We start from the raw sequence: 19,322 nt of genomic DNA on the forward strand, positions 1-19,322 counted from the left end.
CCATGCGCAATCCGTTGATGCTCCTTCCGCTGGCCGTGGCGCTTGCCGCCGGCTGCTCCCAGGAGGCGGCCGCGCCCGCCGCCGCCGCACCGGCCGCCGACCAGGCACCCACCGCCCCGGTGAACACCGTGAACCGCAGTCACGATGAGAGCTCCTACGCCGAGCCGGACAAGGTCGTCATCAAGGACATCGCGCTCGATCTCAAGCTGGATTTCGACCAGAAGCAGATCGGCGGCACCGCGACCTACACGCTGGAATGGAAGCAGAAGGATGCGCAGCAGCTGGTGCTGGACAGCCGTGAGCTGACCATCGCCAAGGTCGAGGCGGTCGCCGACGACGGCGCCCGCAGCCCGCTGCAGTTCCAGCTGGCCCCGGCAGACAAGGTGTTCGGCAGCAAGCTGACCATCGAGGCGCCGCAGCAGCCGGCCAAGGTCGAGGTGACCTACCACACCGCACCGACCGCGTCGGGGCTGCAGTGGCTGGAGCCGAGCATGACCGAAGGCAAGAAGCTGCCCTTCATGTTCAGCCAGTCGCAGGCGATCCATGCCCGTTCGTGGGTGCCGCTGCAGGACACGCCGAGCGTGCGCTTCACCTACAGCGCGCACGTCACCAGCCGCCCGGACGTGATGGTGCTGATGAGCGCCGACAACGACCCCAAGGCCGCGCGTGATGGCGACTACGTCTTCAAGATGCCGCAGCCGATTCCCTCCTACCTGCTGGCCATCGCTGCCGGCGACGTGGTGTTCGAACCGATCTCCGGGCGCTCCGGCGTGTGGGCCGAGCCGACCATGGTGAGCAGGGCGGCGAAGGAATTCGAAGACACCGAGAAGATGATCGGTGCGGCCGAGAAGCTGTACGGCGAGTACCGCTGGGGCCGCTATGACATGCTGGTGCTGCCGCCGTCGTTCCCGTTCGGCGGCATGGAGAACCCGCGCCTGACCTTCGCCACGCCGACGGTCATCGTCGGCGACAAGTCGCTGGTTTCGCTGGTCGCGCACGAGCTGGCGCACAGCTGGTCGGGCAACCTGGTGACCAATGCGAGCTGGAAGGACATCTGGCTCAATGAAGGCTTCACCACGTACGTGCAGGGCCGCATCACCGAGGCGCTGTACGGCCAGGAAATGGCCGAGATGGAGCGCCAGATCGATCAGACCGATCTGCTCGCCGAGGTGAAGGACATGAGCGCGGCCGACCAGGCCCTGGCGCTGCCGCCGCTCAACGAACGCGACCCGGATGAGGCACTGAGCCAGGTCGCCTACGTGAAGGGTTCCTGGTTCCTGGAATTCCTGGAACAGCGCTTCGGCCGCGAGACGTTCGATCCGTTCCTGCGTGGCTGGTTCAACGACCACGCATTCCAGAGCGCGAACACCGACCAGTTCGTCGATTACCTGAAGAAGAACCTCCTGCCGAAGAAGCCCGACGCGGTCACCGAGGCCGAACTGAAGGCCTGGCTGGACGAGCCGGGCATCCCGGCCTTCGCCACGCGCGCCAAAGCGCGCAGCTTCAGTGCCGTGGACACCGCGCGCATCGCGTGGGAAGGCACCGGCACGTTGCCGAGCGCCCAGCTGACCGGGGAGTGGAGCACGCAGGAGTGGGTACGCTTCATCGACGGCCTGGGCGCCACGCAGCCGCTGGACAAGCTGGCCGCGCTGGACAAGGCGTTCAAGTTCACGGGGACGCCGAACGGTGAGATCGCGATGCGCTGGTATCCGCTGGCCATCCGCAGCGGGTACGCCGAGGCGACTCCGGCCGCCGGCGAGTTCATCGAGCGCGTCGGCCGCCGCAAGCTGATCATGCCGATCTACGCCGAGCTGGTGAAGACGCCGGAAGGGCTGGCATTCGCCAAGGCAGCCTTCGAAAAGGCCAAGCCGGGCTACCACCCGATCACCACCGGCTCGGTGCAGGACATGCTGGCCAAGGCCGAAGCAAAGTAAAGCCGCCGCACTGCGCCGTGACGACCGCCGGTCGTCACGGCGCGGCGCGCAGCGCCAGGAACATGTCCACGCAGTCTTCCATCAGCCGCTGCTGCGCCTCCGGGGCCAACGGTGCCTGGCCCAGCGTCACCTGCGGCCAGAACGCGAACGCTTTCAACATGCCCTGCAGTTGATGCGCCGCGTCGCCGGGCGCGACGTCTGCCTTCAGCCGGCCATCGGCCTGCGCCGCACGGATCCAGGCGGCCAGTCCTTCTTCCTTCTCCGCCAGCTTGTCCATCATCGCCCGTGCACGCTCCGGCGCATGCACGAGCTCGGCGATCGCCACCCGCGACAGATCGATGAAGCTGGCGTCGGACAGCAGGTGCATCTTCTGCCGGGTGAACCGCAGCAACTGCTCGCGGAGCGGCTGCGAGGCGCTGTACGCCACGGTCTCGACAGCCTGGCTGGCGTCCCACAATCGCCGCAGGATGGCGGTGAACAATTCGTCCTTGCTGGCGAAGTGGTTGTACACCGTCCGCTTGGATACGCCGGCGGTCGCCGCGATGCGGTCCATGCGGGTGGCCGCGAAACCGACGCTGCGGAACTCGGTGACGGCGGCCGACAGGATCGCCGCGCGCTTGCGGTCGGTCAGGCGCGGGGTGGCGGTTGAGAGGTTCATGGGGCTATTTTACACCTGTCAGTTTACTTTTCCGGAGGCCGATGTAAACTTTCCGGTGTACTTTTCAGATCTGGCCCGAATGAAGCGTCGCCTTCCTCCTCCCCACCACGGTGCTGATCGCCACGAGCCGGTGCCGGCCGACCTGCGCAGCGCGCCCGGTCACCCCTACGGCCTGTCGCCCCAGTTCCGCGACGGCCGGTTCCACAATCCGGCCGGCAGGTCATCGCTGGGTGTCATCGGCACGCTGCGCGTGTTCTGGCGGTTGATGTTCAACAAGCCCAGGGACGCCACGCCATCCGCCCCCATCCCCGTCCTGCCGCTCACCCGCCAGGCCCTGCTGGAGGCGCCCGATGACAGCCTGTGGCGGCTGGGTCACTCGACGCTGCTGTTCAAGTTGAACGGGCATTTCTGGCTGACCGATCCGGTGTTCTCCGAGCGCGCATCACCGGTGGGCTTCATGGGGCCCAGGCGTTTCCACGAACCGCCACTGTCCGTGGACGATCTGCCCCCGATCACCGGCGTGATCATTTCCCATGACCACTACGACCACCTGGACCAGAGCGCCGTGCGTGCGCTGGCCCCGAACGTGGCGCACTTCGTCACTGCGCTCGGGGTAGGTGACCGGCTGCAGGCGTGGGGCGTGCCCGCCGGAAAGATCCAGCAGCTGGACTGGTGGCAGGAGACCCGGGTGCAGGGCCTGAAAATCGTCGCCACCCCGGGCCAGCATTTTTCCGGCCGCGGACTGTCCGATGGAAACCGTACGCTGTGGGCATCGTGGGTGATCGACAGCGGCAGCAGTCGTGTGTTCTTCAGTGGCGATTCCGGTTACTTCGATGGCTTTGCCCGCATCGGTGAACGTTTCGGCCCGTTCGATCTGACGCTGATCGAAACCGGCGCCTACGATGCAGACTGGGCCGATGTGCACATGCAGCCGGAGCAGAGCCTGCAGGCGCATCTGGACGTGCGCGGCAAGGTGCTGATGCCCATCCACAACGGCACCTTCGACCTGGCCCTGCACCCGTGGACCGAGCCCTTCGAGCGCATCGCCGCGTTGGCGCAGCAACAGGGCGTTGAGCTCACCACGCCGCGCATGGGGGAGCGTCTGTCCATCCGCACGCCTTCCGCACCCAGCCCCTGGTGGCGTGCGGTGCACGCCGCGCGCTGACGCGCAGGAGGCCATCGCCCGGGCGGCCACGTGGCGGCTGGACGTGCAGCCAACGCAGGTCGGCTCTACAGTAAGGGGTCATTCTCTCCGCGGAGCCTGTATGAAACACCTGATCCTCGCCGCTGCCTGCGCGCTGTCCCTGGCCGCGTGCAGCGACCCGGAGGCCGAGCGCCAGGCGCAGCAGGCGGCCGCGGCCGCCGCGCAGGCCCAGAAGGAGGCCAAGGCCGAGGAGGTCGCCACCGAGTACGCGCGCGAAGTGGCCGCGCAGAACTGGGAGCGCGCACGGATCCATGGTGGCGCGCTGCTGGACGTGTACAAGGACACGGCGGCGGCGCAGCGCATCGCGCCAGGCTTTGCCGAGGTGAAGCAGAAAGCGGACGATGCCCGCGACCTGCGCCGCATGCAGGGCCTGTGGCAGTACAACCAGGTGGCCGTGGGCCGCAAGGGCACGCAGCGTTCGGCCTCGATCTACGGCAAAGCGCGCGTGGACGTGGACGGCAGTGGACCGGGCATGGTGCAGCTGGTGTTCCGCGATCACCCGGAATGGAAGCAGCATGCGTACCTGGTGCTGCAGGCCGGTGACTTCCGCTGTCCCGGAGGCTGCAGGGTGCAGGTCAGCGTGGATGGGGCCGCGCCGAAACCGATGGCAGCCTGGCGCCCGGACACCGACGAAGCCATCGCGATGTTCATCACCGACCACAAGGCGCTGTGGAAACTGGCCCGGCAGGCGAAAGTGCTGCGGATCGAGTTTCCGGTGAAGGCCGGTGGCACGCGCTCGGTGGAGTTCGAAACCGGTGGCCTGGATGCCAGCCGGATGCCCTGGAAATGAGCGACGGCAGCGGAAGGCAGGGACATCCGCTCGCGGGCGTGCGCCACTGGGTCTTCGACATGGATGGCACGCTGACCATCGCAGTGCATGATTTCGCCGCGATCCGGCGGGCGCTGGACATCGCCCCGCACGAGGACATCCTCGCCCACCTTGCCGCGCTTCCCGAGGAGCAGCAGCAGGCCAAGCGGGCGTGGTTGTTCGAGCACGAGCAGGCGCTGGCCCGCGGCTCGGTCGCCGCGCCCGGTGCGGTGGCACTCCTGCGCGCGCTGCACGCACGTGGCGACCGGCTGGGCATCCTGACCCGCAATGACCACGCCATAGCGAAGCTCACGCTGGACGTGGTGGGCCTGGGCGATCTGTTCGGGGACGCGGACATCATCGGGCGCGATGAAACGGTGCCCAAGCCCGCACCGGATGGCGTGGCGTACTTCATCCACCGGTGGCGTGCCGCTCCGGATACCGTGGTGATGGTGGGCGACCACCCGTTCGATCTGCAGGCGGGGCGAGCGGCAGGGGCGCGCGCCGTCCTGGTCAACATGCCCCGGGAGGCCTGGCCGGGGCTGGCCGACTGGCACTTCGACGACTGCAGCGCCCTGCACGCCGCCGCTGCGCGGTAACGCCGCCTGGCCGCAGGTGCAGGGCGTGGGCGGTCCCTCAGGCCTCCAGTGCGTACCCGAACTGCTGCTTGAACTGCTCGTTGAACTCTTCGAAGGTGAAGCGCTGGTTCTGCGTGCCCGGATGCTCGACCTTCAGCGCGCCCATCAGGTTGCCCATGCGGCCGATGGTCAGCCAGTCATAGCCCTTCTGGATGCCGTAGATCAGGCCGGCGCGGAACGCATCGCCGCAGCCGGTGGGATCGACCACGCGGCGCTCGTGCGCCGGCGGGATGTCGTAGCTCTTTTCCGGTGTATGGATGACCGCGCCCTTCGGGCCGCGCGTGGTGATGTAGGCCTGCACCCGGCTGACGATTTCCTTCTCGTCCCAGCCGGTGCGTTCCTGCAGCAGGTTGGACTCGTAATCGTTGACCACCACGTAGTCGGCCTGCTCGATGAACTCGCGCAGTTCCGGGCCGTTGAACAACGGCATGGCCTGGCCGGGATCGAAGATGAAGGGAATGCCGTCTTCGTGGAATTCCAGCGCGTTCTGGATCATGCCTTCACGGCCGTCCGGACCGACCAGGCCCAGCGTCACGCCCGGCACGCCGCGCACGTGGTTCTCGAACGAACGCATCATCGCGCCCGGATGGAACGCGGTGATCTGGTTGTTGTCGTGGTCGGTGGTGATGAAGGCCTGCGGGGTGAACAGCTCCTCGATCACGCGCACGCAGGACAGGTCGATGCCCAGCGTCTCAAAATGCTCGCGGTACGGGCCGAAATCGGTGCCCACGGTGCCCATCGGGATCGGATGGCCGCCCAACAGGTGCAGGTTGTAGGCGATGTTGCCGGCGCAGCCGCCGAACTCGCGCCGCATGCGTGGCACCAGGAACGAGACGTTCAGGATGTGCACCTTGTCCGGCAGGATGTGATTCTTGAACTGGTCCGGAAACACCATGATGGTGTCGAAGGCTAGAGAACCACAGATCAGAGCGGACATCGATATGAGACCTTTACGGGTAAGGTTGGGCGCGGCCCGTGGACGGGCATGCAAATGGCGCCCGTGGGCGCCCGACCGCGCAAAGGTTACCCGCTGGTGAAGCTCAGGGCCAGAACCCGGATCGAGCGCACGCAGCAATGAGGCCTGCGCCAGGGCCGGTACGGGCCAGCCCGTCGCCGTCGACTCCGGACTGCGCTAACAGGCTGGCCGTGGCATGGAGGTGAACGGCGGCCTCCCAGCCGCGCGCGGATCGGCGGAAAGCCTCTGAATACGCGGGTTCAGCTTGGATTTGACCTTGCCCGCACCGGGGTGGGTTGTTAGGCTTGCACGATCAAATTTTGCTCAATCCGCGCAACCCGGCGCTGGCAGCAGCCTCCCTCAGGATTCCCCCCTACGATGTTGAAAAAACTGCGTGGCATGTTCTCCAATGACCTGTCCATCGACCTGGGCACGGCCAATACCCTCATCTACGTACGCGGGCAGGGGATCGTGCTGAACGAACCGTCGGTGGTGGCCGTGCGGCAGGACCGCGCCATCGGGGGTACCCGGTCGGTGGCCGCCGTCGGCGCCGAGGCCAAGCAGATGCTGGGCCGTACCCCGGGCCACATCACCACCATCCGCCCGATGAAGGACGGCGTCATCGCCGATTTCACCTACACCGAGGCGATGCTCAAGCATTTCATCAAGAAGGTGCACAAGTCGCGCTTCCTGCGTCCGAGCCCGCGCGTGCTGGTCTGCGTGCCCGCCGGTTCGACCCAGGTGGAGCGCCGCGCGATCAAGGAATCGGCCGAGGAGGCCGGCGCGCGCGATGTGTTCCTGATCGAAGAGCCGATGGCTGCAGCGATCGGTGCCGGCATGCCGGTGACCGAGGCCCGCGGCTCGATGGTCATCGACATCGGCGGCGGCACCACCGAAGTGGCGGTGATCTCGCTCAACGGCATTGTCTATTCGGCCTCCGTACGCATCGGTGGCGACCGCTTCGACGAATCGATCACCAACTACGTGCGCCGCAACCACGGCATGCTGATCGGTGAAGCGACCGCCGAGCGCATCAAGGTGGAACTGGGCTGTGCCTACCCGCAGGCGGAAGTGATCGAGATGGAAATCTCCGGGCGCAACCTCGCCGAGGGCGTGCCGAAGATGATCAAGATCAACTCCAACGAGGTGCTCGAAGCCCTGCACGAGCCGCTCTCGGGCATCGTCAGCGCGGTCAAGCTGGCGCTGGAGCAGACCCCGCCGGAACTGTGTGCCGACGTCGCCGAGCGCGGCATCGTGCTCACCGGTGGCGGTGCGCTGCTGCGTGACATCGATCGGCTGATCTCCGAGGAGACCGGCCTGCACGTGCAGGTGGCCGACGATCCGCTGACCTGCGTGGCCCGTGGCGGTGGCCGCGCGCTGGAGCTGGTGGACATGCACGGCAACGAGTTCTTTGCGCCCGAGTAAGCCTGCCCGGCTGTCGCCTGGTCCGCGCCCTTCCGGCGTACGGCCCCTGCAGCATGCGGGCCGGCCGCGGCGGGGCGCGATCGTGTTTCTTCCCCGCCCCTCCAGTTGACGTCGCACCGTGCCGCCCTACGCAGGACCTCCCGTCACTTCCCGATCCAGCGATGCGGCCAGCCCGTTGACGCTGGTGGTGTACCTGGTGCTCGCCATCACGCTGATCGTCCTCGACGACCAGGCGGGGTGGCTGGCGCGCGCGCGCGCGCAGGCCAACGTGCTGGTGCAACCGGTCTGGAGCCTGGCCGGGCTGCCCGGCCGCGTGGGCGGGCAGGTGCGCGACAATGCCGCCAGCCATGGCCAGCTGGTGGCCGAGAACCGGCAGCTGCGCAACCAGCTGCTGATCGCCAATGCACGCTTGACCCGTCTGCAGACCGCTGCGCTGGACAACGCGCAGCTGCGTGAGCTGCTCAACGTGGCCGAGCGCAGTGGGCTGGACGTGCAGCTGGCGCCGATCCTGGACATCGATCTGGACCCGGTGAAGCAGCGCCTGGTGCTCGCGGCCGGCAGCAGCGAAGGCGTGCACGTGGGCCAGGCGGTGATCGACGGAGGGGGGCTGATGGGACAGGTGATCAGCACCACGCGCAGCACCTCCACCGTCCTGCTGCTGACCGACCCGGACCACGCGGTGCCGGTGACCGTGGCCCGCAACGGTGTGCGGCTGATCGTCTATGGACGGGGTGACACCCTGGAACTGCGCGACATTCCGCTCAGCGCCGGGGTGATGGTCGGCGATGAGATCGTGACGTCCGGGCTGGGCGGGCGCTTCCCGCCCGGCTTCCCGGTGGGCACCATTTCCGCCTTGAAACCGGACGATACGCACGCCTTCCTGGTCGGGGTGCTGAAACCCGCCGCGCAGCTGGACCGCGGGCGCGATGTGCTGTTGCTGCGCCCGGGCGCGGCGATCCGCCTGCCCGCAGCGCCCGCCGCCCAACCCGGCGCGCCCGACGCTGTCCCGCCCGTGCCGGCACCGGGCGCCCAGCCTGCGCAGGCCCCACCGCCGACGCCAGCGCCCCGGCCCACCCCGGAGCCCCCGCGATGAGCCGCCTGCGCGAAAAACGCTGGATCCTTCCGGCCAGCCTCGTCGTGGCGCTGCTGCTCGGCCTGCTGCCCCTGCCGGAACTGCTGCAGCCGCTGCGCCCGTACTGGCTGGCGCTGGTGCTGGCGTACTGGGTGATCGAAGCCCCTGAGCGCGTCGGGCTCGGCATCGCCTTCGCCAGCGGCGTGGTCGCAGACCTGGTGTACGGCGGCGTGCTGGGCGAACAGGCGCTGCGGCTGGTGATCCTCGCTTTCATCCTGCAGAGGTTCCGCGCGCGCATCCGCTTCTTCCCGATGTCGCAGCAGATCCTGGCCATCGGCGGCCTGCTGTTCAACGACCGCATCGTCAGTGCAGTGGTGCACGTCACGGTGGGCGAGCCGACGCTGCCGTGGGCGTACTGGTGGGCACCGGCCCTGGGCATGGCGTTGTGGCCGCTGATCTTCATCCTGCTCGACGCGCTGCGTTTCGGGCGGCGCGGGCGCTGACATGTACGTCCGCCGCCCGGTCAAGAATCCGCACGCCGAAGCCGAGCAGTTCCGCCGCCGTGCCGCGCTGGGTTTCCTGGCCGTGCTGCTGTGCCTGGGCGGGCTCGGTGCGTGGTACTTCAAGCTGCAGGTGCTCGACCACGATATCTACGCCACGCGCTCGGAGGCCAACCGCATCAAGCCGCGTCCGGTCGTGCCGGGCCGCGGGATGATCTACGACCGCAACGGGCGGCTGCTGGCAGAGAACGTGCCCGCGTTCCGCCTGGACATCACCCCCGACAAGGTGACCGACATGGCCGCGACGCTGCGCGGGCTGGGCGGCATCTTCACGCTCACGCCGGAAGAAATCGAGACCTTCGAGAAATCCCGCAAGGCCCGCCGCAGCTTCCTGCCCGTGACCCTGAAGCTGCGCGTGACCGAAGAAGAAATGGCCCGTTTCGCGGTCGATCGCTGGCGTTTTCCGGGCGTGGAACTGGAGCCCTACCTGACCCGGCGCTATCCCTACGGCGATCTGTTCACGCACATCATCGGCTACGTCGGGCGCGTGGATGAGAAGGACCTGGAGATGCTGGGCGAGGGCAACGCCGCGCTGACCCACATCGGCAAGAGCGGGCTGGAGCGGTATTACGAGCAGCAGCTGCGCGGCAAGGTCGGCTACGAGCAGGTGGAAACCAACGTGCAGGGGCGGGCGATCCGTACCGTGGGCCGGGTGGCCGCGCAGTCCGGCACCGACCTGCGCCTGTCCATCGATGCCGACCTGCAGCGGGCCATGGTCGCCGCGTTCGGTACGCAGGAGGGCGCGGCGGTGGCGATGGATCCGCGCACCGGCGAGGTGCTGGCCATGGTCAGCCTGCCGTCCTACGACGCCAATCTGTTCGTCAACGGCATCTCGCATGCGGATTTCAGCGCGCTCAACGGCAATCCCTCGCGCCCGCAGTTCAACCGCCTGGTCCTGGGCGGCGTGGCGCCCGGGTCCACGCTCAAGCCGTTGATCGCACTGGCCGGCCTGGATTCGGGCGTGCGCCGGCCGGAAGACCGCGTGCTCTCCACTGGCATGTTCTACCTGCCGGGCACCAGCCGCGGCTGGGGCGATGCCAACCGTGGCGGGCATGGCTGGACGGACCTGCGTAAATCCATCGCCCAGTCGGTCAACACATACTACTACCGGCTCGCGCTGGACCTGGGCATCGACCGCTTCGACCACTACATGGCCTCGTATGGCTTCGGCAGCCCGACAGGCATCGATCTCACCGGCGAGAGCGGCGGCATCCTGCCTTCACCGGCGTACAAGGCAAAGTCGCGCAAGGAACGCTGGTACCCGGGTGATACGGTCAACGTGAGCATCGGGCAGGGTGACTGGAAGGTCACGCCGTTGCAGCTGGTACGTGGGGTGGGCGGGCTGGCCAGCGGCGAGCTGCGCACGCCCCACCTGGTGATGCAGGAGCGGGCCGGTTTCGATCACGATTGGGTCGCGGCGCCGCAGAAGCCGAGCCGTGCCATCAGCCCCAGCCCTGCCAACGTACAGGCCGTGCGCGAGGGCATGATGGCCACCATGCAGCCCGGTGGCAGCGGCGCCCGCGTGGCGGCCGGGGCCGGTTACCTGATGGCGGGCAAGACCGGCACCGCGCAGGTGATCAGCCGCAAGGGCACGGCCGCGGTCGATCCCCGCAGCCTTCCGCTGCACTTGCGCCACCGTTCGCTGTTCGTGGGTTTCGCGCCGGCCGACAACCCCGTGATCGCCGTGGCCATCGCCGTGGAAGGCGGCGGCTACGGTGGCTCGGCGGCTGCGCCGATCGCGCGCAAGGTCTTCGATGCCTGGCTGCTCGGCAAGATGCCCGACGGGGTGGTGCCGCTGGACGTGGAGCGGGGCACCACCGCCTTCGGCGCGACAGCGTTCGACAACGAAGATCCCGCCGCGCGCCGTGCCGGTGAACAGGCCCTGCGCCAGCTGCCGGCGCTGCCGGTGCAGGTCGGCGTGCCGCCCGCGCCGGTCGCTGCACCGGCGTCAGCGACCGCGCCATCGCCGGAAACACGACCATGAGGGATTTCCTGCGCTGGGCCGGTGACATGCTGGTCCGCTTCTTCAGCACGCTGGACTGGATGCTCTGCGCCGCGCTCGGGGCGCTGATGGTGATCGGCCTGGTCACGCTGAAAAGCGCTGGCGGCGATGGGCTGGTCTTCGCCCAGGGCGCGCGTTTCGCCGTCGGCCTGGCGGCGATGTGGGGCATCTCGCGGGTCTCGATCCTGCGCATCCGTTCGGCCACGCCTCTCATCTATGCGATCTCGATGATCCCGCTGCTGGCCGTGTTCGTGGTGGGCACGGGCAAGTACGGACGGCAGTGGCTGGATCTGAAGTTCTTCTTCCTGCAACCGGCCGAACTGCTCAAGGTCAGCCTGCCGATGATGGTGGCCTGGTACCTGCACCGCGTCCCGCTGCCGCCGCGTTTCAACACGGTGCTGGTCAGCCTGCTGATCATCGGCCTGCCGACGGCGGCGGTGATGCTGCAGCCGGACTTCGGCACGGCTGTGCTGATCGCTGCCAGCGGGGTGTTCGTGATGCTGCTGGCCGGCCTGCCCTGGTGGTGGGTCGGGCTCGGCGTGGGCGGCGTGGCGGCGGTGGCCCCGGTGGCGTGGTTCTGGCTGCTGATGCCCTACCAGAAGGACCGGATCATGATGTTCCTCGATCCGGAGATGGATGCGCTGGGCGCGGGTTGGAACATCATCCAGTCCAAGATCGCGATCGGCTCCGGCGGTCTGGAGGGCAAGGGCTGGGGCCAAGGCTCGCAATCCCACCTGAACTTCATTCCCGAACAGACCACGGACTTCGCCTTCTCCGTGCTCAGCGAGGAATTCGGTTGGCTGGGCGTGGCGGTGGTGCTGGCCCTGTACCTGGTGGTGATCGGCCGCTGCCTGTGGATCGCCAACGAATCGCGCGATTCCTACTCACGCCTGCTGGCGGGCGCCACCGGACTGGCCTTCTTCGTCTACGTGCTGGTCAATGGCGGCATGATTTCCGGGCTGCTTCCGGTCGTGGGCGTGCCGATGCCGCTGATCAGTTACGGCGGCACGTCGGCGGTTTCGTTGCTGGCAGGGTTCGGACTGGTCATGGCCGTGCGCAGCCACAATCCGGTGCACGGCGGCTACCGATAGCGGGCCTCGGCGACGGAGTTCACGCTCTGAAAACGTCCTTCCGGGGCAACGGTTTGCGCAGCAGGTGTTTTCCTCGCGTTGTGAAAACGTTTGATCAGTGTGAGGCGTCCGTTTTATATGTGATGAACATCACGTTTTGAACTCATTTTGATCGTGGTCAATCGAATTGACGCAATCGGTCTGCACAATGGCGACCGCCGCGTACCGGCGCGCTCCCGGAAGCGCAGACGGCGCGTGGTGCATGGCGACCTCGCTTGTACTTCAGCCGTCCGTTTCTGGGGAGACGCGGGCGGCGCGTATCGAACAGGTCGGGTCGGCCGGCTGCGTCCGTGGGATGGGGGCGCAGCCGGCCTGCCCTGTGTCGAGCGTCGGGCTCACATGGAATTCACAAATACGCCAGCTGAAGCAACTCTTTGCTATTCATGGTGTTAGGGGTTTTATTTCATCCATGACCTGCTAACCTGCGGCGATGATCCGACGCACTCTGGCCTGCATGCTCACCCTCGGTCTGGTCGCCTGCGCGACCCAGCCGTCGACCCCTCCACCGGTGGCGCAGCCCGCCGTGGCGCCGCCCCATCCGGCGACGCCTGCGCGCCCCGGACCGGCCGAAGCGGTCCCTGAAGCCGCCGCAACGACGGCACCGCCGGTCGATCTGACGCCGGTCCCGTTCGAAACCGCGCGTGCCGACTTCATCCGCACGACGGCGGCAACCTACAAGCTTGATCCCGCCTTCCTCCGCGCCACCCTCGACCAGGCGCAGGTTCGCCAGCCGATCATCGCCGCGATGTCCCGCCCGGCCGAGCGCGTGAAGCCCTGGAACGAATACCGGCCCATCTTCATCAGCCAGGCGCGCATCGAAGGCGGCAAGAAGTTCCTCGCAGAACACCGCGACGAACTGATGCGCGTGCAGCAGCGCACGGGCGTGCCGGCGGAGGTGATCGTTGCCATCATCGGCGTGGAGACCAGCTACGGTGGCAACACCGGCAACCATCGCGTGCTGGATGCGCTGTACACGCTGGCCTTCTATTACCCGCGCAGCGGGGATCCGGCCAAGCTGGAGCGCGAAGTGCGCCGCGAGCTGTTCTTCCGCGATGAGCTGGCCAAGCTGTTCGTCCTCTCTCGCGACGAGAAACTCGACATCACCACGCTCAAGGGCAGCTATGCCGGGGCCATGGGCATGGGCCAGTTCATGCCGTCCAGCTATCTGGACTACGCGGTGGACGGCAACGGCGACGGACGCCGCGACCTGTTCAACAGCTTCGACGACGTGTTCTCGTCCATCGCCAATTATTTCGTCGCCAAGGGCGGCTGGGTGCGCGGTGGACAAGTTGCGGTGCCGGCCACGCTCACCGCCGGCCGTGAGGAATTCAATCCCACCGAATGGAAACCGACCCATTCGCTGCAGGACCTGGCCGCGCGCGGTTACCAGCCGGCGGCTGCCGTGCAGCCGGGCGCCACGGCCACGCCGATCACGCTGGAGGGCAGCACTGGCAAGCAGTACTGGCTGGGCTTCCAGAACTACTACGCCATCACCCGCTACAACATCAGCAAGATGTACGCGATGGCGGTCTTCCAGCTTTCGCAGGCCATCGCAGGTGAGGAGTTGCCGCCGGCATGAAGATGAAATGGTTGATCCCCGGAGGCCTGGTCCTCGTACTGGCGGCCTGCAGCAGCGCGCCGAAGAAGCCCGGTGGTACAGCCAGCATCAGCAACAAGCCGCCCGCCACGGTGGTGCAGGGCAAGGGCGGACGCCCCGCGCACTGCCCGGAGGGTTCCCCGTACCGGGCCGCCGCCGAGGATCCGTCCACGCGTGGCAACTACACCGCCGGCGGGCTGTACAAGCCGGGCGTCAAGGACACCACGCCGGATTACGTGCCCAACGTGGCCTGCATTCCGGAACCGCGCGTGGAAGCGCTGCAGCGCTCGCCGGTGGGCAACCGTACGCCCTATGAAGTGCTCGGCAGGACCTACACCGTCATGGACGATACCCGCGGCTACACCGAGCGCGGCACGGCCTCGTACTATGGTGGCAAGTTCCATGGCCGGCTGACCTCCAACCGCGAGGTCTATGACATGTACCAGTTCACGGCGGCGCACAAGACGCTGCCGCTGCCCAGCTTTGCCCGGGTGACCAACCTGGACAACGGCGAGTCGGTGATCGTACGGGTCAACGACCGCGGTCCGTTCCACGAGGGCCGTGTCATCGATCTGAGTTACGCCGCCGCCGTGCGCCTGGGCATCACCCAGCGCGGTACCGGCAATGTGGAAGTGCGTGCGCTGCAGCCGGGCGAAGACCGGCCGGGCGATGGCAACCTGCTGGCCAGCGCGTCGCCAGCGCGCCGCCCTGCAGCCGCGCCTGCGGCGCGGTCCCCTGCAGTGGCCAGCACGGCACCGTCGGCGATCGATGCACTGGTGCAGCGCCTGCCTGCGCCCACGACGGTTGCGGCCGCCGTGACTCCGGCCCCGGCACGCGCCACACGGGCAGCCGGCCGTGGCAGTGCTGTCGCCGCAACGGCAACCGCAACCGCTGCGCCGGCACGGGCATCCGCGGCGGTCCGGACCGGTCCGGAAGCCTATCGTTACCGCGTGGCCGACAGCGCCAAGCCTGGCTCGGCCGACAATTTCGACCGCTGGATGCGTGACAACCAGGTCAGCGTGGCGACCGGCAAGCCGGCACCGGCACCGGCACCGGCCAACGCCGGCGCGCCTGCACGCGCGGTCGCCGCGACAGCCGTGCCGTCGCCCACGCCCACGCTGTCGCAGCAGGTGCTCGGCAGCGTGCTGATCCAGGTCGCCAGCTTCGCCAGCCGTGACAACGCCACCCGCGCGCAGGGCCAGCTCAATGCCGCCGGCATCGTCGGCGCCACCATCAGTGACATCGCCGCCGGTGGCCGCACCCTGTGGCGGCTGCGTGTGCCGGCCAGCGACCACGCCAGCGCCACCGAACTGGCCGGGCGCATCGCCGGCCTCGGCTTCGGCGCACCGCAGATCGTCAAGGAATGAGTCCCCCGGCAGGCCCTGTGACGGCCTGCCGCGTCCGCATCGCCACGGCCTACAATGGCCGCCGTGTTTCTCTTTTGTCCTCGGCCGTACCAGGAGCCTGCTTTCCCATGAAATTCCGTTTCGCCGCCACCGCGCTGGCCGCCACCCTGGTGGTCGGGCTCGCCCATGCCCAGACCGAGCTGCCCACCCCGGCTGCTCCGGCTGCCGCCACCGCGCCGGCCACCGTTGCCACGCCGCCGGCGCCCGTGCCCAGCGTTTCCAAGGCCTGGATCCTGATGGATTACGCCTCCGGGCAGGTCCTGGCCGGTGAGAACGTGGACGCCCCGCTGGCGCCGGCGAGCATCACCAAGGTGATGACCAGCTACGTGATCGCCGCCGAGGTGAAAAACGGCAAGGTCAAGCCGGATGACCAGGTGATGATGAGCGAACGCGCCTGGCGCGAAGGCGGGGCGGGTACCGACGGCAGCTACAGCGGCTTCCCGGTCAACCAGACCGCGCGCCTGGAAGACATGGAAAAGGGCATGGCCGTGCAGTCCGGCAACGACGCCGCCATCGCGCTGGCCGAGCACGTGGCCGGCAGCGAGGAAGCGTTTGCTTCGCTGATGAACAGCTACGCCGCGAAGATCGGCATGAAGAACTCGCACTTCGTCAACGCGCACGGCCTGACCGCCGAGGGCCACCAGAGCACCGCGCGCGACCTGGCGCTGCTGGGCCGCGCGTTCGTGCGCGATTACCCGGAGACGTACGCGTACAACAAGATCAAGGAGTTCACGGTCGGCACCATCACCCAGCCCAACCGCAACCTCCTGCTGTGGCGCGATGGCAGCGTGGACGGAATCAAGACCGGCCACACCGCGGCCGCCGGTTACTGCCTGATGAGCTCGGCCCAGCGCGGCGACCAGCGCCTGATCGCGGTCGTGCTTGGGGGTGCGTCCGAGAAGCAGCGTGCCGACGACAGCCTGGCGCTGCTGAACTGGGGGTTCCGCTTCTTTGAAACGCACCGCCTGTATGAGCCGGGCAAGGTCGTGGCCGAGCACAAAGTGTGGAAAGGGGCCGCCGATACCGTGCAGCTGGGTGTTGCACAGCCGATGCTGGTGAGCCTGCCGCGTGGCCGCTACAACGATCTCAAGCCGACCATCGATGTGCCCAAGACCCTGACCGCACCGTTCACCGCTGGCCAGCAGGTCGGCACGCTCAAGGTCACCCTGGACGGCAAAGTGGTCGCGCAGGCACCGCTGGTGGCCATTGCTGCGGTGGAAGAAGCCGGCTTCTTCAAGCGCATGTGGCACAGCTTCCTGATGTGGTGGGAATCCTGATCCGGCGCGGGGCGGCGAACGGCTGAGCCCCTCGTGGTGGGCGCTCGGTAAGAACGCCGGCGTGTTGGCTGGGCGGGTGGGAGCGGCGGGGGACGGCAAGAGCCGCTCCTGCGTGCCTTGTTTCGCGCCATCCATGGCGCTCAACACCCCCGTCGCCCCCACCCGCCCAGCCACCGACAATCCACGTGCGCCGCCACGTGAAAGAAAAAAAGCAAAAGCAAGAGCAAAAGCAAAAGCGCTTGCGGTCGCACAGCCGCCTGCGCTTTTGCTTTTTTTTTTATTTTTCCGTGGTGGCCGCGGACCTGTCAGAGGGCCGGGCGGTGGGGCGGGACGGGGGCGTTGAGCGCCATGGATGGCGCGAAACGAGGCACGCATGGACGCAGTTCCTGCCGTCCCCCGCCCCGCCCCACCGCCCGGCGCGGCGAGATGACGACCAGGCAACGCGCCCACCACGAGGGGCTCAGCCGTTGGCGGGTGTCACAGGCTGCGGCTGATGGTGAAGCTGCCGAAGATCGGCGATTGCCGCTGGCCTTCGAATTCCTTGGTGCTGTGGTAGCGCGCCACCGCGAATTTCCAGCGGCCGCGCATGACCGCCACCCCGTAGCCGCCCTGGGCGACGAAGGCCTTCTTGTCCACGCTGTGGCTGTTGCGGAACGTATTGCCGTCCAGCGTGATATCCCGGATCACCCACGCCGCATCCGTCGTCGCGAACAGATGCCAGCTCCAGCCGCTGGCCCGCCCGCCACGCGTGGGTGCGGTGTTCTCGCCCGCCGGCCGCAGCGGCGTGCTGCCGAAATCATCCGGCAGCTTCCAGCCGAACCGCACCTCGCCACCCGCGTTGAGGTGCGTTGCCAGGTTGCCGACCGCACCGCCGTAATGGCTGATCGCATCCCAGCCCCAGCCACCGGCGTTTCCGGCCGCATCGCGGGGCCAGCGGTTCATGCGCTCATGGGTGAGCATGAACACCGGTTCGTTGTGCAGCTGGTTGTCCCAACCCTGGAACTTCTCGTCGTCCAGCACATCATGCACCGCGTTCTGCACCTCTTTGCCCAGCGCCCAGGGGCCCACCACGCCGAGGGTGAGCTGCGTGGTCTGCAGGTAATTGCCACGACGGGCGTTGTAGCCGAAGGTGCCCACCAGCACGCCGGCATACGGCCGGTCGTCTTCGATGACATCCCGGCGGGTGAAATCGGTCGGGGTGAAGATGCCCTGCGCCACGCTGAAGATCATGTTCTGCTGCTCGAACTCGCCCGGGCGCAGCGCTTCGAGGTGGTTGTTGACCCAGCGCGCCATGCGGGGCAGGCAGGGATCGTCGGTGTAGTCGGCCAGGTTGGGCGAGACGAAGGTCAGCTGCGCGCCGTTGGTGTAGCCCTGGTCCTGGTCGGCGCCGCCGAACAGATCGTTGTCAACGCGGATATTGACCTGTGGCGGATGGTCGGCGAGTGCGCTCTGGCTGCATTGCGCGGCGGCCTGCAGGGGAAGGGCGGCCAGCAGGCCGGAGAGCCCGAGGGCGGCAGCGAGGCGGGTGGGATGCATGGGAGTCCGGGAGGAGTTTTGACGTGTTCTCGCGCAGTCACGGTAGCGTCAGTGTGAAAGCGACACGAGCCTGTTACCGGACCGGAGTGTTCCGGCGGCGGCGCCCCTTGGGTTTGCGCGGCAGCGGCCCGATAATGGGCCCATGGAAATCAAGTCTGACAACCCCGAACACGGCTTCCAGTTCCCGGGCACCTTCGAGCTCAGCGCCATGGGCGCGGCGACGGCGGGGCTGGAAGTGCAACTCCCGGACCTGCTGCGGGCCGCCGGCATCGAGCTGGTCAGCGAGCAGATCTCCTGGAAACACTCATCCAACGGCAAGTATGTTTCCGTGCGGATGGCCTTCAAGGCGCGCGACCGTGCCCAGTACGATCTGGCCCACGAGGTGCTGCGCGACCACCCGGAAGTGAAGTGGACACTGTAACGGCCAGCCCGGTCCGGCCGGTGCAGCCGGCCGTCGTGCGCCATCTGGGGCGCCAGCCCTACGAGCCCGTCTGGCATGCCATGCAGCGCTTCACCGACCAGCGCGAGGACGCCACGGCCGACGAGCTGTGGGTGGTCGAGCATGAGCCGGTGTTCACGCTGGGGCAGGCCGGCAAGGCCGAGCACGTGCTGGCACCGGGAGAGATCCCGGTGGTGAAGGTGGACCGCGGTGGCCAGGTGACCTATCACGGCCCCGGCCAGATCGTGGTCTATCCGCTGTTGAAGCTGCCCCGGCTTGGCGTGGGGGTGCGTGACTATGTCTGCCGCATCGAGCAGGCGGTCATCGATACGCTGGACGAGTGGAACATCGGCGCCGAACGGCGTGATGGAGCGCCCGGCGTCTACGTGGGCGGCGCGAAGGTCGCCGCGCTCGGCATCCGCGTGCGCCGTGGCTGCACGTTCCACGGGCTGGCCCTCAACGTGGCGATGGACCTGGAGCCGTTCCGCCGCATCAACCCCTGCGGTTACGAAGGGCTGCAGGTGACCACGGTGGTAGACTTGGGCGGCCCGTCCGGCATGGCCGCCGTCACGCCCGTCCTGCTGGACAACCTGGCCCGCCAGTTCGGCCTGCAGCTGCAGGCCGCAACCGATGGCCCGGACCTCGCCGCCTGACCTGACTCGACACCACGCGGCCGTGCGG

General features: G+C 67.8%; 17 protein-coding genes. 14 read left to right on the forward strand and 3 right to left on the reverse strand.

All coding sequences use genetic code 11. The features are described from left to right. Positions 1 to 2: 2 nt before the first annotated feature. On the forward strand, positions 3 to 1,934 hold the full coding sequence (locus FHY09_RS14340; RefSeq protein ID WP_166927573.1) for a M1 family metallopeptidase: 1,932 nt from the start codon (positions 3 to 5) through the stop codon (positions 1,932 to 1,934). A gap of 34 nt (positions 1,935 to 1,968) precedes the next feature. Here FHY09_RS14340 and FHY09_RS14345 read toward each other — a convergent pair whose 3' ends face one another. Next, positions 1,969 to 2,592, reverse strand: a complete 624-nt coding sequence (locus FHY09_RS14345) for a TetR/AcrR family transcriptional regulator (protein WP_166927574.1) — start codon at positions 2,590 to 2,592, stop codon at positions 1,969 to 1,971. Between the two features lie 79 nt (positions 2,593 to 2,671). Between FHY09_RS14345 and FHY09_RS14350 the strand changes: the two genes are divergently transcribed. The 3 genes from FHY09_RS14350 (at position 2,672) to FHY09_RS14360 (ending at position 5,203) form a co-directional block, all read left to right on the forward strand. Further along, positions 2,672 to 3,757 carry an MBL fold metallo-hydrolase gene (locus FHY09_RS14350; RefSeq protein ID WP_166927575.1) on the forward strand — a complete coding sequence of 362 codons (1,086 nt, stop codon included), beginning with the start codon at positions 2,672 to 2,674 and terminating at the stop codon, positions 3,755 to 3,757. A gap of 100 nt (positions 3,758 to 3,857) precedes the next feature. Further along, positions 3,858 to 4,586: a hypothetical protein gene (locus tag FHY09_RS14355; RefSeq protein ID WP_166927576.1), complete on the forward strand. Its 729-nt coding sequence runs from the start codon at positions 3,858 to 3,860 to the stop codon at positions 4,584 to 4,586. Further along, positions 4,583 to 5,203 (forward strand): HAD-IA family hydrolase, encoded by a 621-nt coding sequence (locus FHY09_RS14360; protein WP_166927577.1) that lies wholly within the window; start codon positions 4,583 to 4,585, stop codon positions 5,201 to 5,203. Before FHY09_RS14355 ends, FHY09_RS14360 begins: the two co-directional genes overlap by 4 nt. A 37-nt stretch (positions 5,204 to 5,240) precedes the next feature. On the opposite strand, the gene FHY09_RS14365 is transcribed toward FHY09_RS14360, so the two are convergent. Beyond that, positions 5,241 to 6,179, reverse strand: a complete 939-nt coding sequence (locus FHY09_RS14365; RefSeq protein ID WP_166927578.1) for a carbohydrate kinase family protein — start codon at positions 6,177 to 6,179, stop codon at positions 5,241 to 5,243. Between the two features lie 396 nt (positions 6,180 to 6,575). On the opposite strand from FHY09_RS14365, the gene FHY09_RS14370 reads away from it, so the two are divergent. The 8 genes from FHY09_RS14370 (at position 6,576) to FHY09_RS14405 (ending at position 16,666) form a co-directional block, all read left to right on the forward strand. After that, a complete protein-coding gene (locus tag FHY09_RS14370) occupies positions 6,576 to 7,622 on the forward strand; it encodes a rod shape-determining protein (RefSeq protein WP_166927579.1) in 1,047 nt (348 codons plus the stop codon). Between the two features lie 118 nt (positions 7,623 to 7,740). Further along, positions 7,741 to 8,715, forward strand: a complete 975-nt coding sequence (gene mreC / locus FHY09_RS14375; RefSeq protein ID WP_166927580.1) for a rod shape-determining protein MreC — start codon at positions 7,741 to 7,743, stop codon at positions 8,713 to 8,715. Continuing rightward, a complete protein-coding gene (mreD, locus tag FHY09_RS14380) occupies positions 8,712 to 9,197 on the forward strand; it encodes a rod shape-determining protein MreD (RefSeq protein ID WP_166927581.1) in 486 nt (161 codons plus the stop codon). The genes mreC and mreD overlap by 4 nt, the downstream gene beginning before the upstream one ends. Position 9,198: 1 nt before the next feature. Further along, the gene (gene mrdA, locus FHY09_RS14385) at positions 9,199 to 11,238 is read left to right on the forward strand and encodes a penicillin-binding protein 2 (RefSeq protein ID WP_166927582.1); all 2,040 of its coding nucleotides are present in this window, start codon (positions 9,199 to 9,201) and stop codon (positions 11,236 to 11,238) included. Beyond that, positions 11,235 to 12,347 carry a rod shape-determining protein RodA gene (rodA, locus tag FHY09_RS14390; RefSeq protein ID WP_166927583.1) on the forward strand — a complete coding sequence of 371 codons (1,113 nt, stop codon included), beginning with the start codon at positions 11,235 to 11,237 and terminating at the stop codon, positions 12,345 to 12,347. Before mrdA ends, rodA begins: the two co-directional genes overlap by 4 nt. Positions 12,348 to 12,816: 469 nt before the next feature. Next, positions 12,817 to 13,965, forward strand: a complete 1,149-nt coding sequence (gene mltB, locus FHY09_RS14395) for a lytic murein transglycosylase B (RefSeq protein ID WP_166927584.1) — start codon at positions 12,817 to 12,819, stop codon at positions 13,963 to 13,965. After that, positions 13,962 to 15,350: a septal ring lytic transglycosylase RlpA family protein gene (locus FHY09_RS14400; protein ID WP_166927585.1), complete on the forward strand. Its 1,389-nt coding sequence runs from the start codon at positions 13,962 to 13,964 to the stop codon at positions 15,348 to 15,350. The genes mltB and FHY09_RS14400 overlap by 4 nt, the downstream gene beginning before the upstream one ends. A gap of 107 nt (positions 15,351 to 15,457) precedes the next feature. Continuing rightward, positions 15,458 to 16,666: a D-alanyl-D-alanine carboxypeptidase family protein gene (locus FHY09_RS14405; protein WP_166927586.1), complete on the forward strand. Its 1,209-nt coding sequence runs from the start codon at positions 15,458 to 15,460 to the stop codon at positions 16,664 to 16,666. Between the two features lie 477 nt (positions 16,667 to 17,143). Here the strand turns inward: FHY09_RS14405 and FHY09_RS14410 are convergent, their stop codons facing one another. Further along, positions 17,144 to 18,202: a lipid A deacylase LpxR family protein gene (locus FHY09_RS14410; protein ID WP_166927587.1), complete on the reverse strand. Its 1,059-nt coding sequence runs from the start codon at positions 18,200 to 18,202 to the stop codon at positions 17,144 to 17,146. 142 nt (positions 18,203 to 18,344) lie between these two features. On the opposite strand from FHY09_RS14410, the gene FHY09_RS16445 reads away from it, so the two are divergent. Together FHY09_RS16445 and lipB are read left to right on the forward strand one after the other, a co-directional pair. Next, the gene (locus tag FHY09_RS16445) at positions 18,345 to 18,623 is read left to right on the forward strand and encodes a DUF493 family protein (RefSeq protein ID WP_166927588.1); all 279 of its coding nucleotides are present in this window, start codon (positions 18,345 to 18,347) and stop codon (positions 18,621 to 18,623) included. Then, positions 18,611 to 19,294 carry a lipoyl(octanoyl) transferase LipB gene (gene lipB, locus FHY09_RS14420; protein ID WP_166927589.1) on the forward strand — a complete coding sequence of 228 codons (684 nt, stop codon included), beginning with the start codon at positions 18,611 to 18,613 and terminating at the stop codon, positions 19,292 to 19,294. Before FHY09_RS16445 ends, lipB begins: the two co-directional genes overlap by 13 nt. Positions 19,295 to 19,322 lie beyond the last annotated feature (28 nt).

Source organism: Xanthomonas sp. 60, assembly GCF_011761925.1.

What these genes read in the sequence shown, in the direction of transcription:
- FHY09_RS14340 (WP_166927573.1), top strand. Translation starts at nt 3, where the DNA reads ATGCGCAATCCGTTGATGCTCCTTCCGCTGGCCGTGGCGCTTGCCGCC.
- FHY09_RS14345 (WP_166927574.1), bottom strand. Translation starts at nt 2,592, where the DNA reads ATGAACCTCTCAACCGCCACCCCGCGCCTGACCGACCGCAAGCGCGCG.
- FHY09_RS14350 (WP_166927575.1), top strand. Translation starts at nt 2,672, where the DNA reads ATGAAGCGTCGCCTTCCTCCTCCCCACCACGGTGCTGATCGCCACGAG.
- FHY09_RS14355 (WP_166927576.1), top strand. Translation starts at nt 3,858, where the DNA reads ATGAAACACCTGATCCTCGCCGCTGCCTGCGCGCTGTCCCTGGCCGCG.
- FHY09_RS14360 (WP_166927577.1), top strand. Translation starts at nt 4,583, where the DNA reads ATGAGCGACGGCAGCGGAAGGCAGGGACATCCGCTCGCGGGCGTGCGC.
- FHY09_RS14365 (WP_166927578.1), bottom strand. Translation starts at nt 6,179, where the DNA reads ATGTCCGCTCTGATCTGTGGTTCTCTAGCCTTCGACACCATCATGGTG.
- FHY09_RS14370 (WP_166927579.1), top strand. Translation starts at nt 6,576, where the DNA reads ATGTTGAAAAAACTGCGTGGCATGTTCTCCAATGACCTGTCCATCGAC.
- mreD (WP_166927581.1), top strand. Translation starts at nt 8,712, where the DNA reads ATGAGCCGCCTGCGCGAAAAACGCTGGATCCTTCCGGCCAGCCTCGTC.
- mrdA (WP_166927582.1), top strand. Translation starts at nt 9,199, where the DNA reads ATGTACGTCCGCCGCCCGGTCAAGAATCCGCACGCCGAAGCCGAGCAG.
- rodA (WP_166927583.1), top strand. Translation starts at nt 11,235, where the DNA reads ATGAGGGATTTCCTGCGCTGGGCCGGTGACATGCTGGTCCGCTTCTTC.
- mltB (WP_166927584.1), top strand. Translation starts at nt 12,817, where the DNA reads ATGATCCGACGCACTCTGGCCTGCATGCTCACCCTCGGTCTGGTCGCC.
- FHY09_RS14400 (WP_166927585.1), top strand. Translation starts at nt 13,962, where the DNA reads ATGAAGATGAAATGGTTGATCCCCGGAGGCCTGGTCCTCGTACTGGCG.
- FHY09_RS14405 (WP_166927586.1), top strand. Translation starts at nt 15,458, where the DNA reads ATGAAATTCCGTTTCGCCGCCACCGCGCTGGCCGCCACCCTGGTGGTC.
- FHY09_RS14410 (WP_166927587.1), bottom strand. Translation starts at nt 18,202, where the DNA reads ATGCATCCCACCCGCCTCGCTGCCGCCCTCGGGCTCTCCGGCCTGCTG.
- FHY09_RS16445 (WP_166927588.1), top strand. Translation starts at nt 18,345, where the DNA reads ATGGAAATCAAGTCTGACAACCCCGAACACGGCTTCCAGTTCCCGGGC.